Source organism: Moritella sp. 28 (assembly GCF_018219435.1).
Classification (GTDB): Bacteria; Pseudomonadota; Gammaproteobacteria; order Enterobacterales; family Moritellaceae; genus Moritella.
Genome location: NZ_CP056121.1, coordinates 1,849,893 through 1,867,934 on the forward strand (window position 1 = coordinate 1,849,893; position 18,042 = coordinate 1,867,934).

The 18,042-nt window shown below is 39.0% G+C and carries 15 protein-coding genes; 9 read left to right on the top strand and 6 right to left on the bottom strand.

What is annotated here, in order from left to right:
• The first annotated feature begins 98 nt into the window (after window positions 1-98).
• The 4 genes from HWV02_RS08255 (at window position 99) to yghU (ending at window position 3,508) form a co-directional block, all read left to right on the top strand.
• The gene (locus tag HWV02_RS08255) at window positions 99-494 is read left to right on the top strand and encodes a hypothetical protein (protein ID WP_211679239.1); all 396 of its coding nucleotides are present in this window, start codon (window positions 99-101) and stop codon (window positions 492-494) included.
• Between the two features lie 71 nt (window positions 495-565).
• The gene (locus HWV02_RS08260) at window positions 566-1,945 is read left to right on the top strand and encodes a lyase family protein (RefSeq protein WP_211679240.1); all 1,380 of its coding nucleotides are present in this window, start codon (window positions 566-568) and stop codon (window positions 1,943-1,945) included.
• Between the two features lie 112 nt (window positions 1,946-2,057).
• Window positions 2,058-2,597, top strand: coding sequence for a GNAT family N-acetyltransferase (locus HWV02_RS08265; RefSeq protein WP_211690150.1), 540 nt, complete (start codon window positions 2,058-2,060; stop codon window positions 2,595-2,597).
• Window positions 2,598-2,650: 53 nt separating this feature from the next.
• Window positions 2,651-3,508, top strand: coding sequence for a glutathione-dependent disulfide-bond oxidoreductase (gene yghU, locus HWV02_RS08270; RefSeq protein WP_211690151.1), 858 nt, complete (start codon window positions 2,651-2,653; stop codon window positions 3,506-3,508).
• A gap of 107 nt (window positions 3,509-3,615) precedes the next feature.
• Here yghU and HWV02_RS08275 read toward each other — a convergent pair whose 3' ends face one another.
• Entirely contained in the window at window positions 3,616-5,739 is a 2,124-nt protein-coding gene (locus tag HWV02_RS08275) for a methyl-accepting chemotaxis protein (protein ID WP_211690152.1), read from the bottom strand.
• A 396-nt stretch (window positions 5,740-6,135) separates the two neighbouring features.
• Here HWV02_RS08275 and HWV02_RS08280 point away from each other — a divergent pair, with 396 nt between their 5' ends.
• Window positions 6,136-6,462, top strand: a complete 327-nt coding sequence (locus HWV02_RS08280) for a hypothetical protein (RefSeq protein WP_211679244.1) — start codon at window positions 6,136-6,138, stop codon at window positions 6,460-6,462.
• Window positions 6,463-6,709: 247 nt separating this feature from the next.
• Entirely contained in the window at window positions 6,710-7,642 is a 933-nt protein-coding gene (locus HWV02_RS08285) for an exopolyphosphatase (RefSeq protein ID WP_211679245.1), read from the top strand.
• Window positions 7,643-7,755: 113 nt separating this feature from the next.
• Here the strand turns inward: HWV02_RS08285 and HWV02_RS08290 are convergent, their stop codons facing one another.
• The 3 genes from HWV02_RS08290 to HWV02_RS08300 form a co-directional block, all read right to left on the bottom strand.
• On the bottom strand, window positions 7,756-7,923 hold the full coding sequence (locus tag HWV02_RS08290) for an SEC-C metal-binding domain-containing protein (RefSeq protein WP_211674903.1): 168 nt from the start codon (window positions 7,921-7,923) through the stop codon (window positions 7,756-7,758).
• A 172-nt stretch (window positions 7,924-8,095) separates the two neighbouring features.
• A complete protein-coding gene (locus HWV02_RS08295; protein ID WP_211679246.1) occupies window positions 8,096-8,902 on the bottom strand; it encodes a RecX family transcriptional regulator in 807 nt (268 codons plus the stop codon).
• 459 nt (window positions 8,903-9,361) lie between these two features.
• Window positions 9,362-9,544, bottom strand: coding sequence for a hypothetical protein (locus tag HWV02_RS08300; protein ID WP_211690153.1), 183 nt, complete (start codon window positions 9,542-9,544; stop codon window positions 9,362-9,364).
• A 457-nt stretch (window positions 9,545-10,001) separates the two neighbouring features.
• Here HWV02_RS08300 and glnD point away from each other — a divergent pair, with 457 nt between their 5' ends.
• The gene (gene glnD / locus HWV02_RS08305) at window positions 10,002-12,578 is read left to right on the top strand and encodes a [protein-PII] uridylyltransferase (protein WP_255547121.1); all 2,577 of its coding nucleotides are present in this window, start codon (window positions 10,002-10,004) and stop codon (window positions 12,576-12,578) included.
• A gap of 85 nt (window positions 12,579-12,663) precedes the next feature.
• On the opposite strand, the gene HWV02_RS08310 is transcribed toward glnD, so the two are convergent.
• Entirely contained in the window at window positions 12,664-14,757 is a 2,094-nt protein-coding gene (locus HWV02_RS08310; protein ID WP_211690154.1) for a methyl-accepting chemotaxis protein, read from the bottom strand.
• Window positions 14,758-15,167: 410 nt separating this feature from the next.
• Window positions 15,168-16,706, bottom strand: coding sequence for a PLP-dependent aminotransferase family protein (locus HWV02_RS08315; RefSeq protein WP_255550622.1), 1,539 nt, complete (start codon window positions 16,704-16,706; stop codon window positions 15,168-15,170).
• A 125-nt stretch (window positions 16,707-16,831) separates the two neighbouring features.
• Between HWV02_RS08315 and HWV02_RS08320 the strand changes: the two genes are divergently transcribed.
• Window positions 16,832-17,443 carry a GNAT family N-acetyltransferase gene (locus HWV02_RS08320; RefSeq protein ID WP_211690155.1) on the top strand — a complete coding sequence of 204 codons (612 nt, stop codon included), beginning with the start codon at window positions 16,832-16,834 and terminating at the stop codon, window positions 17,441-17,443.
• Window positions 17,430-17,975 (top strand): FMN-binding negative transcriptional regulator, encoded by a 546-nt coding sequence (locus tag HWV02_RS08325; protein ID WP_211690156.1) that lies wholly within the window; start codon window positions 17,430-17,432, stop codon window positions 17,973-17,975. Before HWV02_RS08320 ends, HWV02_RS08325 begins: the two co-directional genes overlap by 14 nt.
• Window positions 17,976-18,042: the final 67 nt, after the last annotated feature.

Here is an 18,042-nt window from a genome sequence, read left to right on the forward strand (position 1 = left end):
GTAAAATATTCATGACCAATTTAAAATTTCCTTGAATATCCAACCAAACCGTTTATGATAATAAGAATCATTATCATAAACGGTTTTTAGGGAATGCGATGAACTTGTCGACATTAAATGTTAAAAACACCTTAGGTGACGACTGCGCTCTTGAATATTATGAACAACTTGGCAATGCGATTGAGCATGCTGATTCACCGCAACGTCATGACATATTTTTGTCCTACTTTCAATTAAGTGATCAGATCGCAGCACCGCTTGATGTAGAGCAGTGTTGGTCACTATATTTAGCACAGCTTGCTCTCCTTTTACGTTCAATAAAGAATGAACTGTTACCTAATCATTGGCGTCGAGCTTGTTACGAAGTGCTAAACAAGCCGCTACTTTCACTGCAACGTATAGCAACGACAACTGAAAAAAAACATCAGATAAATAGTTACTATATTCAAATAAACAAACAAGTAACAAAGGTATTCAACCTACACCCTTTTTAAATTACGTTAATCGCAGGCTAATCCGACGGTACTGAGTTAGTGCCATTCATCTGATAATTACGGAAAGAACAATGACAAACTTTAGAATAGAAACAGACAGTATGGGCGAACTTGAAGTGCCATCTTCGGCACTCTATGGCGCACAAACACAACGCGCAGTTAACAACTTTCCAATTAGTGGCCAGCAATTACCCGTCGGCTTTATTCGCGCCTTAATCCAAATTAAATCCAGTGCTGCGGCAGCGAATAAACAACTCGAGTTAGTGTCCCCAACGATTGCTGATGCGATTATTTCGGCTTGTAAAAACTTGTCAGAAATGGAAAATGTGATGCAGCATTTTCCGGTCGATGTTTACCAAACTGGTTCCGGTACTAGTTCGAACATGAACGCGAATGAAGTTATTGCACATCTTGCTAGCGAAATAGCCGGCGAGCCAGTCAGTGCTAACGATCATGTTAACTATGGTCAAAGTAGTAATGATGTTATCCCAAGTACAATCCATGTAAGTGCCGCACTCGCGCTTGCTAATCAGTTATTACCGGCATTAAATCATTTAGTTCAAGTTATTGAGACAAAAGCGCAAAGCGTTGATCATTTTGTGAAAACAGGGCGCACTCATTTAATGGACGCGATGCCCGTTAAAATGAGCCAAAGTTTGCATAGCTGGAGCGCGCAGGTTAAGCAAAATATTAATAACTTAACGGCGCTACAACCTGTGGTTCAGCGCTTGGCGCAAGGTGGAACAGCGGTGGGGACGGGGATTAATGCTCATGCAGACTTTAGCCGTGTATTCAATCAACAATTAAGTATTGCAACAGGCCTTGAATTCACGCCCGCAGATAATCTATTTGCATTAATTGGCTCACAAGATACCGCTGTTGCATTGTCTGGTGCGCTAAAAACAACCGCAGTATCATTGATGAAAATAGCGAACGACTTGCGCTGGATGAACTCTGGTCCACTGTCTGGTCTTGGTGAGATCGCCCTTGAAGCACTGCAGCCTGGGTCTTCAATTATGCCGGGTAAAGTAAACCCTGTGATCCCAGAGGCAATGGCGATGGTTTGTGCGCAGGTTATCGGTAACGACACCGCTATCACGATAGGTGGACAATCAGGAAACTTCGAACTTAATGTTATGTTACCTATGATTGCTAACAACCTACTTAATAGCCTGAATTTATTGAGTAATAACGTGGTGCTATTAGCTGATAAAGCCATTGCGACTTTTGAAGTACAGCAACAGAATATAGAACAAGCCTTGGATAAAAACCCAATTTTAGTGACAGCACTTAATCCTATTATCGGTTATCAACTAGCGGCTAAAATAGCTAAGATAGCCTACAAAGAGAAACGCGCGATCATTGATGTAGCGCTAGAGCACACTGAGTTATCACGTGAAAAATTGAGTGAATTACTCAATCCGCTGAAACTGACTCAAGGTGGTCTTTAAGTTAAATTTGTCCCTTGTGAGAGCAAGGGACTTGTACTTTATATTTTCGCTAATTATGTTAGTTTATGTTGTATATATTAAAATTAGCGTTAAATATTAAAGGTATAAAAGGATGTTTTTAGTTACAAATAGAGTGCAATTACGATCGCTCGATATGAGTGATACCGCCGAATTCTACGCATGGTCATGCGACCGAGACGTGACTCAATTTAGCTTATCTTCTTATGCCTACCCGCAATCCCAAACGGATATTTCAACCTGGTTATCAAGTATTAATAGCAATTCAAAATGCGTGTCATTGGGTATTTGCTGTGCTGAATCCGGTAAATTGATTGGTTATGCAGGTATTGCGTCAATCAGTACACTCAATCGTTCGGGTGAATATTTTATTCTTATTGGTGATAAAAGTTATTGGGGTAAAGGTATTGGTACAGAGGTTACCAAAGTGATCTCCGACTATGGCTTTAACACGCTGGGTTTACACCGAATTGAATTAACGGCCTATACCAATAACCCATCAGCGATCCGCGCATATGAAAAAGCCGGTTATGTTCATGAAGGCGTTAAAAAGCAATCGGGTTACCGCAATGGTAAATTTGTCGATAAAGTAATGATGGCAGTGCTGGCAATTGACTGGCAAGGTATTAGTTAAACGAGTGGGCTTGTTCGGTTCACTGAACCAATAGATAACACTAAGGAAAGATTATGGAAAGCGAATACATACCACCGGCAGTTTGGACAAACGATAATGATAATGGCGGTACTTGGGCATCAATAAATCGCCCTGTTTCTGGTGCTACCCACGACAAAGTATTACCCGTCGGCATTCATCCTTTACAGCTTTATTCGTTGGGAACGCCAAATGGTCAAAAGGTCACGATCATGTTGGAAGAGTTGTTAGCCTTGGGCGTGATTGAGGCTGAATATGATGCTCACATTATTAACATTGGTGAGGGTGAGCAGTTTTCATCCGGGTTTGTTGGTATTAATCCAAATTCCAAAATCCCTGCATTAGTGGATCAATCTGGTGAACCGTCGATTGAAGTGTTTGAATCGGGTGCTATCTTACTTTATCTTGCCGATAAGTTCGGCCATTTATTACCGAAAGATATCGTGAAGCGCACGACAGTATTGAATTGGCTATTTTGGTTACAGGGAGCTGCTCCGTATTTAGGTGGTGGGTTCGGTCACTTCTATGCTTACGCACCAGAAAAATTTGAATATCCAATTAACCGTTTCACGATGGAAATTAAGCGTCAACTCGACTTGTTAGACAAGCAACTTACTGCGAATAAGTTTATAGCAGGTGATGAATATAGTATTGCCGATATTGCGATTTGGTCTTGGTATGGCAACGTGGTGCTTGGTAAGGCATATGATGCTGCTGAATTTTTAGATGTTGGAAGTTATAAGCACCTGCTACGTTGGGCTCAAGATATCGCAGACCGTCCTGCTGTGCAGCGTGGTCGAATCGTGAATCGTACATCAGGCGAAGCATGGGAAGCGTTAAGTGAACGCCATAGTGCTGCTGATATCACTGAGGCTTTAAAGCTAAAACCTTAACACGTATATCATGAAACGTGGTGTTATATGCAGATGACCAGCACAAGCCGAACAATGGTGCTTGTGCTGGTCATTATTGTTTCTATTTCAATTCGTTAAATTTACGACTACTCGACTTTAAACTGCCCAACCAATACTTGCTGCTGTGATGACAGTTTCGCAATATCATGACCTATTTTTTCTGCCGTGGTCGATTGGTCTAAAATTGATTGGCTTAAATCACGAATATTAGCAACATTGCCATTCACTTCTGTCGAGACTGTTTTTTGCTCGCTGGCCGCATTGACAATCTCACTGTTCATGCTTTGGATATCAGTAACAAATGATGAGATATCCGCTAAGCTATTTACGGCTTGCTTAACTTGCGTTGCGGTTTCAAGGGCAAGGTGATTACCTTCTGCTATTGCTGTTGTGACACTACGTGTACCGGACTGTAAATCTTCGATAACCACTCGGATTTGATCTACTGAATCGTGAGTTCTGCTTGCAAGTTGTCTCACTTCATCGGCAACGACAGCAAATCCTCTGCCTTGTTCGCCTGCTCTTGCTGCTTCAATCGCAGCGTTAAGGGCGAGTAAGTTAGTTTGTTCTGATATACCTTCAATAACCGACAATATAGTACTAATATTACCACTGTTTTTTTCTAGTTCATCAGCAATCGGAACAGCCATTGCCATTCTTTCAACTAACTCCTGCATTGTATCTGCAGATTGTTGCACGACGGTTTGGCCACCTTGTGCTGATTGTTCTGCTTGGCATGCCATTTCGGCGGCTTTATCTGCATTTTCTAGTACTAACGCTGATGTTTGTGTCATTTCTTCAGAGGCGGTTGCGACCATGTCCACTTCTCTAAATTGTGACTCACTGCCTTGGCGTGATAGTTCGGCTATTTCACTGGCTTCTTTGGATGTTTTACTGATGGCATCAGAGGTTTCAATTACATCTTTGATCGTCGCTTGGATTTTATCTAAAAAGCGATTAAACCAAATGGCGAGTTCGCCCACTTCATCGGTAGATTTAACATCAAGCCGTTGGGTTAAATCGCCTTCACCGCTCGCAATATCTTGTAGACGAGTTGCAACATCTTTAATCGGGGCGACCAACTTAACGGCTGCAAACCAAATAATAAGTAGGCCTAGTAGAGTAACGATAATCCCTGTGATAATTTGAATTTTAAGGGTTTCGTTTGCTTGCTCTTCAATGAGTTGATTAAGGGCTAACGCATCTGCCATCACGGTTTCTCTTGGCATGGTGATAACAATCCCCCAGTTGACCGCGCTGAGCTTAATCGGCATAAAGACGGTTAGAGATTGCTGATCTGCACTCCACTGTGATTGCGTTACACCGTTGGCTAACCATTGTTTTAATTGTGGGTCTGCGATTTGTTTACCAATCGGAGCATTGTCATCATCAGAAGCAACCAGTTGTCCATTGTTACTCACAATACGAACTTTACCAGCACCTGTGAACAATGCTTGATCTGCACGCTGTGCATATTGCTGTAAAACATCTATTTTGAGGTCTATGCCTGTTACGCCTATTATTTTACCCTGCTTGCGTAATGGAACGGTAATGGGGCTGATTAATCGAGTTGCACCATTCTCATTGTATAAATACGGTTCAATCACACACATGCGTTTATTGGTAATGCTACAGCTATACCAAAAATTATTTGCCTGTCCACTAGCGGTCTGCGTTGTATTATTGATCTGTTGTTCATTTTTGATTGTTAGGGTTGGCTCATTTTGGTTGTTCTTATACCAGTAAGCAGAAAAGCGGCCTTGATCGTTAGAGCTGACATAATCGGCATTAGCATAATTGGCATCTTCACCATCTAACGTGTTGGGAAGGAAAGTGGTAAATGCGGCGTGCATATTGTCGAAATTTTGCACCGAGCGCTTTAATAATTCCGAGACAGAGTTTCGTAATTCGTCACTATTGGTAAAATTTTCTTCAGCGTTAAACTGCAGAAATGCAATACTCTCGGCTAACATTTCTGCACGGTATGTTGCTTCGTCTAAATATTTTTGGACTATTGATGCTTGTGTATTTGCTTCACTCATCAATAATTGCTCGGACTTTTCACCAACAGATTCGCTGCTCTGGACCTGTATTATTTTTTGATTGGAGGTTGATGATATAAGCGTAAAGCTGATTAATGATAGTGCGACAAGTAAAATGCAACACCCTGAAAGCAAAGTAATCTTCCACTGAACTGATAACGAACCCATGTTAATTCCCTTTAATACCCTAATATAGTTACATCAGTTAGGTTTATATTTCAAATTAATACCTAACTAAGTATATTAACTATGTTTATACCAAGTTACACAAGATTAATAAAGTGTTGCAAAGAAATTAAAGTTGTAACAAGTGGAAGTTGTAGTTTGGAGTAATGCGAAAGTGCCATCTATTTTATCGGCTATAACTGAGTCGAAACGAATTATTGAAGGGTGATCTCACGGTTATTCTGTTTTATAAAAACATGAATAAATCACATGTTATTAGTAAATATAAGGTTTTTAGCCGTTATTCGCTGCAACATGTGGGCATTAGATTTAGCTATCACTAGACTTAGTACTATTGACATTATTTGTACGTTCTAACTTCTATTTGAGGGTTTCTAAATGAAAATGATCAAAGCGTTAAGTACAGTTTTATTAACTTTAGCGATGCTAGCTGGTTGTACTGGTGTTTCGATGAAAACGCAAAACCTAAACGAAAGTGAATACACTGTTATAGGTCCAGGAAAAGCGACAGCGACGGGGATCATGTTATTTACCTTTATTCCTATTCAACAAAATGATCGTTTTGTTCGTGCACAAAAGGCTGCCATTGCATCGCAAGGTGGTGATGCAATGATTAATGTTGAAGTACAAGAAGATTGGTTTTGGGCGTGGATACTTAACGGGTATCAAACGACAGTGTCTGGTGATGTAGTCAAATTAAAATGAAGTAGTTTATGTGTTTTAATATCAGTTCACTATGGACTCAATATTGCTACAATGCATGAGTTCGTAGTACCTTAATTTTGGTCATAAATTGTGATTGTTATTCATCCATCTTAGGTTTGTTTTGCGCGCAAGTTCAAGCTTGGGTAGTTACAAAACCTCTCTCGTACAATCTCCGCTTGATTCTCACTCTTCTATACGGTTATCTTTAGTTATCTTAGGTTTAAACTTATGTGACAAAGGAATTAATATGTCAGAACAAAAATATCGATTAGTAACGCGCAGTGATTTTGATGGTCTAGTATGTGCAGTGCTGTTGAAACAACAAGATCTCATTAGTGATATAAAATTTGTTCACCCTAAGGATATGCAAGACGGTAAAATTGATATTACTCCGTATGATATCGTGACAAATTTACCTTATGTTAAAAATGCCCACCTGACGTTTGATCATCACCTTTCTGAAACTATTCGTAATACTGGCGAACGCGCTAATCACATTATTGATCCAGATGCGCCTTCTGCTGCACGTGTGGTGTGGGATTATTATGGCGGTCTCGACACATTCCCTGCTGAATGGGTTGAAATGATGGACGCGGTTGATAAAGGTGACTCTGCACAGTTCAATCGTGATGAAGTATTAGACTCTCAGGGCTGGAATTTACTCAATTTCTTAATGGATGCACGAACAGGGTTAGGCCGTTTCCGCGAATTTAGAATCTCGAACTATGCTTTGATGATGGACTTGATTGATTATTGTAAAGATCACAGCATTGATGACATTTTGGCATTAGCAGATGTGAAGGAACGTATTGATTTGTACCGTGAACACGAAACTATGTTTAAAGCACAGGTTCAGCGTTGTGCAACTGTTCATGGTAATTTAGTGTTACTTGATTTAACTGACGAAGAGACTATTTTCGCTGGTAATCGATTTATGATTTACGCACTGTTTCCACAATGTAATATCTCTATCCATAAAATGTGGGGTTTTCAAAAGCAAAATATTGTATTTGCGACAGGTAAATCTATTTTTGATCGTAACTCGAAAACTAACGTGGGAGAGCTAATGCTTCAATACGGTGGTGGTGGCCATATAGCTGCGGGTACTTGCCAGATTGAAACTGATAAATCAGAAGTGATTCTGCAAGAATTGATTACAGCAATTACAGCAGACGGTTAGCAAAAAGCCTCCAAAGCTATATTGAATAATAGCAGTGGAGGCTTTTTAGTACTTATGGTTTATTTAGTACGTCTACTAATTTAGTCAAAAGTACTATTTAATAAAGCGTGTGATTATTTACCACAACACTTCTTAAATTTCTTACCGCTGTTACACGTGCAAGGATCGTTACGGCCAACTTTAGCGCCTTCTCTTACGATCGGAGCTTGTGGTTCGTGGTGGTGACTACAGCCTGGACCGTGTACGTGACCTTCTTCGCCGTGTGCGTGTTGGTTTGTCATTGTGATTCCTTTATTCGATATTGGTACTTTGTTATCTTTAATGAAACTATATAACAAAGTTTCTCGGTTTTTGCCAAAGTTATTGTAAATAAATTGCCTTGGGAACAAAATTAGCTAAATAAGCAGCATTCTTGTTGACCAATTGAATTCAACTTATCAATTAAGTTCGCAATTAATCTGATGGATTGAGTGCTTCTTTGATTTCATCTGAGTCGAAACCTTTACGCGATAGATAGGCGTAAGCTTTCGATTTACCCGCGCTGTTGCTTATGTCGTAACGTTTCTTATTTAATACATCTAAACAGCTTTGATAAAAGTCTATATCACCAGCCAGTTCAAGTTGGTCTATCACGCTATCAAAATCTTCAACGTCAATTAACTTGCTGCGCAATTCACTGCGTATGACGCGTTTACCTTTACCTTTACGGTATAGTTTCATGGTTTCTTGGCTCAAGTCTGCTTTTTCAGCTTTGACTTCGAGTTTGGATCTTAAGGTGTCTTTTTCTGGGTGCATAGCCAATGCGTGATCAATCTCGGCACGTGAAAACCCTTTGGTGGTGAATTGCGAATACACTTTCTCTTTGGTTGTTGAGTGAAAGGTTTGAAATGAGCTTCTTAATCGTGATGCGGCTAACTCAAATTGGTCAATCTCCTCATCATCCATCACTTGTTCAATCGCTGCTGCTGCATCTTTTTCATCTACGCCTCTGGCACGTAATTTACGTGAGATGGCAGATTTACCTTGTTCATTATGAAAGGCGGATTCAGCAAAAAGAACAGCAAAGTCAAAATCGCTTTTGATGTAGTTCTTACTAACTAGATCGTCTAATACGGTTTCTATCCACTCTTGATTGTCTGTCTTACGTTCAAGCTTGGTGCGTATTTCTGCAAGAGTGTAGTCCTTTTGAGCCAAATGCCAATATGCCGAGTTGTAGACATTATCTATCGATTTAGCTTGTCGTAGTTCTTTTTGCAGCATGTCTTTAGCCAACCTGTAACATATTATTTTTGAGTTTTTTTGTATTATACGCTGAATATTGTTTTACTTCACCGCTACTAGGTTTGGAAGTCGTTACTATATTGATTCTTTGATTTTAAATGTGTAGTTAAATTGTATTTAATAGCCTTAATATTTAAGGCTGAGAGGTTAATTTTGTATGGAAGAGGGAATTTGTAGGTAACGCTCGTGAGAAACGAACGTTGTATTTCAAGTTATGTATCTTTTGTGAACATAGCCAGAAGTGCTGCTATGCCAATACCATATAATGTGTAATTTTCATACTTACTAATTTCTGTTAGTTGAATACTAAAATAAAAGCCCAGAACAAAAAGAACCGTACATATAGGGTACTTGAATTTGGATGGAATTTTTTTTAATAAAACATATGATAATGTTGTAATCATAGTCCCAACTAATACAGGGTAATTAATTTCCATATTATACCTTCAAGCTATTAGGATCATATTTTTCGCGTGGAATTACAATAGTTCGTAAGCTGTGTTGTTTTCCAATACCACCATTTACATATGCATCAATACTTATAAATATATCACCAGTATTTAAGTGTCCAATCGATTCAAGAGTTTCATCAAATAGAAAACTTTTTACAGGTATTGTCACTAATGGCGCTGTCCTGATGCTGTAAACGCATACAATGATCTATTCAAAATAACCTCCATGTTGATTAATCTCGACTATTTATAAAAGAGTAGCATTAATAAATGACTAAAAAGTATGGTTTTTGGTTTGTAGTACCAGAAAAGATATATGTCAGAGGTGTGAATTGCGAATACATTATACATGTTGTTAATTTTAACAAGATTATGGACATAAATAGCGATAAACATGATCCATACACGGCTGATTCATACACGTACTCTATGCTAATTGATTAGTGCTCTAACATTTATATGTGTACGAAACTCACCGGATATATGTAGAGGAGCAATAACCACAGTGTAATTGAATGATTTAGTTAGAGCTGTTATCATTTTAACTATAACTATTGTTGGTGAGGTTTTAAGGGAAAGTTTGACAGTTTAAATACTGATTCAAACTATTATAAAGGATGATTAACATGTCTTTCGTTTCAATGGAAACTTCTGGTGCGGAATTACGTCGACGCATCGCAGAGTTTGATCGTGAGTTAAACCAAAAATTTCATACTGATTCAATTCAATCATTAATGGAAAAAAGATCCGAGTATTTTGATCAACTGCTCATTGCACTTTGGTGTTCATTTGAATTAAATAAGTCAGTTTTATCCATCAATGCAGTTGGTGGCTACGGAAGAAAAAGGCTTCATCCTCAATCAGATATAGATCTGGCCATTATTAGTGATGGTAAGGTGTCCACAGATGTTGAAGAAAAACTGTCTTGTTTTGTTACTAAGCTTTGGGATTTAGGGACAGACATTGGCCACTCTGTCAGAACGTTCAAAGAAGCAATTCAATTGGCAGCAGAAGATATTACCATCGCGACAAATTTGCTCGATATTCGTCCATTGTTAGGGCCATCGTCTCACGCATCAATGATCAAGGATGCGCTTTTTCAAAACAAGGTTTGGACAAGTAAAGCGTTTTTCCATGCGAAGCTAACAGAGCAGGAGAGCCGCCATAAACATGCAAAAAATACCGCGTTGTACTTAGAGCCTAATTTAAAAAATAATCCGGGTGGCATGAGAGATGTACAAACCATACATTGGATAGCACAAAAGCATTTTCTAATTGATAATCCGAAAACAATAGAGTCGACAGGTTTTTTAACCTCAGATGAAACCTCTGAACTATTAGAGTCCTATGATTTTGTCTGCCGAATACGCTGGGCGTTACATTCAGTTGTTAACAGACCACAAGAAATACTACTGTTTGATTATCAATCGGCTGTCGCTGAATTTATGCGTTTCGGTGGCGATGATAATTCCCAGCATGCAATTGAAAGCATGATGGGTTACTTGTTTACTGCGATGACGCGTATACGCGAATTGAATCAAATGCTCAGTGATTCTTTTCAATTTGATATTTTAAAGTACCAACCCAAGAAGCCTGAACGCATTATTGATGAATATTTTATGGTTCGAAATAACCTCATTGAAGCAAGATATAAAGAAGTCTTTATCGACAAGCGTCAAGTCTTGAGACTGTTTTTGTTGATTGCTAAACATAACGATATTAACGGAATAGCGCCAGAAACACTCAGATTATTGAGACAAACTCGGCGAACATTACTGGGTGAACTTAGCTGTTATCAAGGATGTCGAGAAGAATTCATCGCCCTTTTAAAACAACCTGACGGGTTAAAAACTGCGTTCAGTTTAATGCATCGATACGGTATTTTAGCGTCCTATTTTGCACATTGGAAGCAAATCGAAGGTCAAATGCAATACGATATGCATAACGCTTACACCATCGATGAACATACCTGTAAAGCGATGCAAGCAATTGACAGTTTTAGTCGTGATTTCAATAATAAAAGTTTTATTTATAATGTAAATCAACATGTTAAAGATAGGGTTTCGCTTGTTCTAGCAACGCTTTGTCACCATATATCAGGTAAGCAAGCTGTTGAGAATAGCCAACTTAGTGCCATTATTGCCAAAGAGTTTGCAGAAGTACACCAACTAAAACACTCAAGTATTAAACTGGTTTACTGGTTAGTCGCAAACCAAGATCTTCTTATTGGTACGATTCAAACCCAAGATATTAACGATCCGAATGTTATCAAGCAATTTGCGAAACAGGTCGGTTCTTTTGACAAGCTTAACGCGCTCTACGTGTTTACCGTGGCAGATATGATCGCCACAAACGAGCAATATTGGAATGAGTGGCACGAGTGTCAACTCAAACAGCTGTATTTATCAACTCGAGATGCGCTAAGGCAAGGTATAGAAAATATATTCGAAGTTCGTACCCTTATCAGAGAAAATAGAAATGACGCAACAAGTAAACTAACTAGCGTGGACTGGAGCGAACAAGATATCGCGTCGTTATGGTCAACTTTACCTAATCACTTTTTTAGCAGTAACAGTGTTGATGAGATTAGTTGTATTACAGAGCAAATTTTAAAGGGCTCGGTGAGACAAGATATGATTTTCATTTCCGATAGTTTGTCGCCTAGCTCAACCTGCTTAATCGTTTATACAAAAGACAGACCTAAGCTTTTTGTTGATATATTCAACACCCTAGCTACGGCTAAGTTAAAGATCAAAGATGCGCAAATTATGCAAACAAAAGACGGGATGGTATTAGAAATAATCAAGTTACTTGATAGCAAAAATGAGCCGATAACTGAAAAAATTCGACTTGATAAAATAGTCAATCGAGTTAAAAAATCAATTAACAATGAAATATCGTACAACAATTTGTCTACACCGAGGTTTGTGAAAAACTTTGAAAACACAACAGTTGTCGAGTTTTTAAAATCAAGTAAAAAAAATAAATCACTCCTAAAAATCAACACATTGGATGATCCTTGCTATATGGAGGAAATCTGCTCTGTATTTTCACAAAGTGATTTAACGATTCACTCTGCGAAGATCAGTTCTCTTGGTGAATCGACAGAGAACGTTTTTTTAATCTCCAAGAATAGCGGGGAACAAATCACCAATGAAGAGCAAACACATTTAAATGAATTATTGGTATGTCGAATTGCGTAATTCGCTACTAGCCCTAAAGCTTTAAAATCCAAGTTCACATCACAATGTAGGACTAATTGTGATGTGAATTAGATTAAGTTAAGTCCTAGATTTTGAAATTGCTTAATTCTCCACGTAAATTCGTCGCACTGTCAGTTAACTCGTTACTAATTATGACTGAAGCACTCATACCTTCCATTACTTCCATTGTGGTATCGTTAATACGTACAACATTACGGTTAATTTCTTCAGATACGCAGCTTTGCTCTTCTGCCGCTGATGCGATCTGATTATTCATATCGTTGATCACTTCAATTGCTTGGTTTATTTCCTCAAACGCTTGTTGTGCAGATTGCGTTTCTTTTTTAGTCTCAACAGCTTGTTGCTGTCCCTGCTGCATTGATATCACAATGGATTGTGTTTCTTGTTCTAGCCTTGCCAGCATAGCACCAATCTCTTTAGTTGAAGTTTGCGTGCGGGTTGCAAGGTTACGCACTTCATCTGCAACTACCGCAAACCCACGTCCAGCTTCACCAGCGCGTGCTGCTTCAATTGCTGCATTTAAAGCAAGTAGATTCGTTTGTTCTGCAATACTACTAATTTCACCGAGTATCCCTTGGATTGAGGTGCTCGATTCAACCAAGTTTTGAGTTTGATTTTGAGCGTTGTTAATTTGAACCGCTAAATTGTCAACAGAGGATACAGCTGTATCCATTCGACCAATGCCGCTTATACTATTCGTTTGAACTTGGTTTGCTGCTGTGGCTGCTTGCATAGCTGAGTTAGCGACTTCTTGAGCTGTTACACTCATTTCATTAATTGCGGTTGCTAACGAATTAACTTCATTGACCTGAATATCGAGTTGCTCTTTGGAACTGGCTGCACCTTGTAAGCCTGCGCCAGCCCCTTGATCAACTTGGTTTGCGCTTGTCATTACAGCACGCAACATCTCTTGCATACGCTCTAAAAAGATATTAAACCAGTGTGCCAGTTGTGCACTTTCATCTTTACCTTTTACTTCTATACGGTAGGTTAAGTCGCCATCGCCTTGGGCTGCATCTTTAAAGCGTTCGACTAAATTAATCAGTACTTTACCAAGAGAGTTTGCAATAAAGCTCATTGCAGCAATACCAATAATAACAGCGATTACGCCTGCAAAAATACCTTGATTGAGTGCTTCTGAATTTTGTTCATGACTCCAGTTCTCAAATGTTGCCACACTTTGGGTCAGTTCGTTGGTTGGAACCGATACCATCACAATCCAAGGCGCACCACTAGTATCGATAGAGGTGATCGCGTACTCATCATTACCAATAGTGATCATACCAATATCATTCTGAGTCGCTAAGTCTTGGATCTTTTTCCACTGCGACGACAATGCTGAAGGTACTTTTTTACCTACATGGCTGTTATCTTTACTATTAGCCAGTAAAGCCCCTTTCCATGAAGAAATAATGATATTACCTTTCCCATCAAAGAGTTTTTTGGCGAGTTTTTCACTTTGGCCTTGCAGTTCTGTCAAAGAGAGGTCGAAGCCAAGTGAACCTATGATTTTACCGTTTAGTTTTAATGGCTGGCTAATTGTAGTTATCAGTTCCTTTTGGCCTCGAACTGGATACATATAGGGTTCCATTACGAAAGTTTGTCCAGTTTCATAAGGGATTAAGTGCCAATCATCGGTTCGTTCGCCATTTGCGTTCAGAGTTGTATTGTTAAAACTATCCATTGCGACAATATCAAAGCTGTTATTTGAATTAGGTGAAAAAAATGGTGCTAAATAGCCTTTAGTATTGAATGCTTTTGCCGTGTTCGATTCTGACTCTTGTGGCCACGTTTTTTCTTCCCATACCATATATCCAGCAAAAACAGCTTTGTCTTGTACTTCAAGTGAGGCTGTGAACTGCTTAACAATTGTCTCAGCATCTGCTCGGGTTTGTGCGCTTAGTTCAATGATGGAACGTATTTGAGTTAGGTTTGCTAAAACTGGGGATAGTTGATTCTCGATAGTTTTAGCTTGGTTATCTGCGGTCGAACGCAAATTCAAAGTGGTAGCATTGGTTAGTTGTACTTTTACTTTTTCTGTTATTTCCTGGTTGACTTTAGTAAAGGCGTTGGTTGTCATCCCCATCGCTATTAATAAGGTAAAGACCATTGTTAACCCTGCGCAAATGGCAATACGCGTCTGTATACTTTTAAACATGTGACCCCTTAATCATTCCTGAGCGGTGCTTTATAACTGATTGTCGTGAAATAAGTATACCTATATTGTTCTACACTCAATGATGTGTTTATCGGGGTGGTTACTTATCGAACAAAAGTATAACCGCACAGTTTAGAGGTATAAATTGGATTTTTTAACTAGTATTATTATTATCTTGGACTAAAAAGGTATTTGAAATTGGCATTATGAGCTTGTGGGATTAGTGAAATAGTGAATAATTCTTTCTCTTAATAAAATTGGAGGCATGGTTTTTGGTTTTTTTATCATAAATTATTGACTTCGATCATCTTTTGTCGGCTGCTGGTTATTTTTGAAAGTTAGTTCCAGCTAGCCTCCTATAGAGTAAACCGAAAGGAGTTAAGTATTAAATCGGTCTATTATTGAGTAAATTAACCATACAATTCTTGAACGATAATTTTCATTCCCTGCGTTATTTCGACTTCATTCATAGACGCAAACCCCACCCGAATAAACCGATATTGTGATTTGTCTTGTTCGGTTATCAAATGCTCTGTTACCAAATTAAAGTCAACCTCGGTCTGTAAATACACATCCTTGGTCAGTAACGTTTGCTTTAGACCAACAATCGATACGCCCATATCCACCCACAGTGCCATGCCGCCAGGGGGGCAATCAAAAGTGATTGGCAAACCTTGTTGTTGATAGCCCCGTAATAGGTTAACTAAAAAGTCACGGCGTTTATGGTAGCAGCGGGTCATGCGTCTTAAATGACTTTCAAAACCACCTTGTTGCATCCACTTAGCGACTGCTTGTTGCATTAACACATTACTCTTATGGTTCATTAACGTTTTGTATGCGGTTAACTCTGTGATTAATGCATTATTTGCTACCACGTAACCAATACGGGCACCACCGAACATTAATTTGGAGAAGGTTGAAATGTAGATCACTAAGCCGAGAGGATCATCTGCTGCCATCGGGGCAATCGGTTGAGAGTCGTAATGAAACTCATGGTCGTAATCATCTTCAACAATTGCGACGCCGTATTGTGCAGCTAGCTGATATATCTGCATTCTTCTACTGACATCCAATGTCACTGTTGTCGGGTATTGATGTAATGGCGTCAAATAAATGAGTTTAATATCTCCCTTTGCAAGTTGTGTAGCTAGATACTCAGGGATGATGCCTTTATGGTCTTGCTCTATAACAGCAAGCTCAGCGCCAGAACTTTTAAAGGCTGCCCATGCTGGTGGATAGCCGTACTGTTCAACGGCCACTTTATCACCTGCTTGTAATAGCAGTTTAGATATCATATACAGGCCTTCTTGAGAGCCATTACAAATCATGATTTCTTTATTAGTTATCGACCTAGCACGACGTAAATAGGTTGAAACTTGGGTGATCAAGTCCGTTTCTCCGACATTATTATCATAGCCTAAATTGGTAAATTTCGGATGCTGAAAAAGTTGCGAAAAATAGTGTTTGAATTCATTAAATGGGAATAAGCGGTTGTCAGGCTGGCCCCCTGAAAAATTGTATATATATGCACTGGCTCCCTTAACTGCTGCAGTGGCTGTGGTCTTTTTATGTCGAAACTGCCAATCAAAAGTTTGATGCTCAACAGTGAGGTTGCTTATCGTCTTGCTTGTTTGAATAGGTAACTTATTAACGATCCGATATCCCGAACGCTCTTTGGCTTCAATCCAACCTTGGGCAACCAATTCTGCGACTGCAGCCATAATGGTATGCCGGTTAACATTTAACTGTGTGGCTAATGTGCGGGCTGAGGGAAGTGTTTCACTTGGAACTACCTGTCCTTGCTTAATTGCTTGTTTTAATGCATCGGCGATGAGTAAGTATTTTGCTCGGCGCTTTCTTTTCTGTTCTGTCATCTTTTGTTCAGTCTCGACACTGGTTTGTGCCGTTATGTGCGCATTGATGGCAAGTGTTAGGCTAAGTAATTTCAAACTGGTCTACCATTTTTATAAATTCTGGTTGTAGTACTTATACCAAATAAACGCATAATTAGAAAACATTCAACACTCTGTATTCAACACTTTGTATTCAAAATAAGAATAAGGAAATCTAACTTATGCTAAAACCAGTGACTCTTGAAAGTGAATTGATCAAATTAGAACCAATAACAATGGAGCATCTATCTGATTTTTATAATGCGGGGAACTTTGCTGAAGTTTGGCGCTATATTCAGTCAAACCCTTGTGAAAATGTCGAAATTGCACGGTCCTGGATTGTCGGCATGATTGATGAGATGGCCACGGGATCACAAGTTGCGTTTGTCATTATTAACAAGCAGAACAATAAAATAGTGGGTTCAACGCGTTTATTTCGTGTTAATGAAGTCGATCGCGCTTTGGAAATTGGGCACACCTTTATCTCTCCTGCATTTCAACGTAGCCATGTTAACTCCCATGCTAAATATCTACTGCTTGAATATGTTTTTGAAACATTAGATTTCACTCGTGTTGAAATTTGTACTCATGAGAACAACTTACAATCACGTAATGCGATTGCGCGTATCGGTGGTAAGTTTGAAGGTATTTTAAGAAAGAATCGTCGTATAGAAGACGGTAGTTATAGAAACACTGCCTTGTTTAGCATTATTAACGACGAGTGGCCGCAAGTAAAAGCGAACTTATTAAAAACAGGTCAGTGTAAAGAGGTGTTTTCTTATGTCTCAAATTAAGCATGATAATGATGCAGCAAAAAAGATGACTTATTCGCTTACGATCATTAAGCAACACCCATTAGCGACGCTGGTATTTATCGACGCTAACAATATACCGCATATTAGCCATATTCCTTTTCATTTAAGTGCTGATGAGCGTTATTTAATTGGTCATGTTAGCAATCGACACGCATTAGCCAAAAAGTTGAAAGGACAAGGGTGTGATAGGGAAGGAGTCGATCTTAATTTAGTGTTTCATGGTGAGAGTTGTTACATGTCTCCGAATGATGTGGCGCCATGTGACCGAAAACCTAAAACTGTTCCCACATGGAAATACTCTAATACTCATGTTGTAGGTGTGGCAGTTGAAATAGTCGATATAAAAGATAAGTACCAGCAAATGGTATTAACAAGTGCTTATTTTGAACAAAATCAAACGACACCTTGGACTATGGATAAAGTGCCCAGAACCGCCGTATCACATATGCTGAATGCGATTACGGTATTTAAAGTATCGATTATTGAGCTAAATTCAATTTTAAAAGTGTGAACATGTTCAACTAGTCATTATTTATTATAGTTTATCATCGCATTCAACATGGATTGTTTTATGAGTT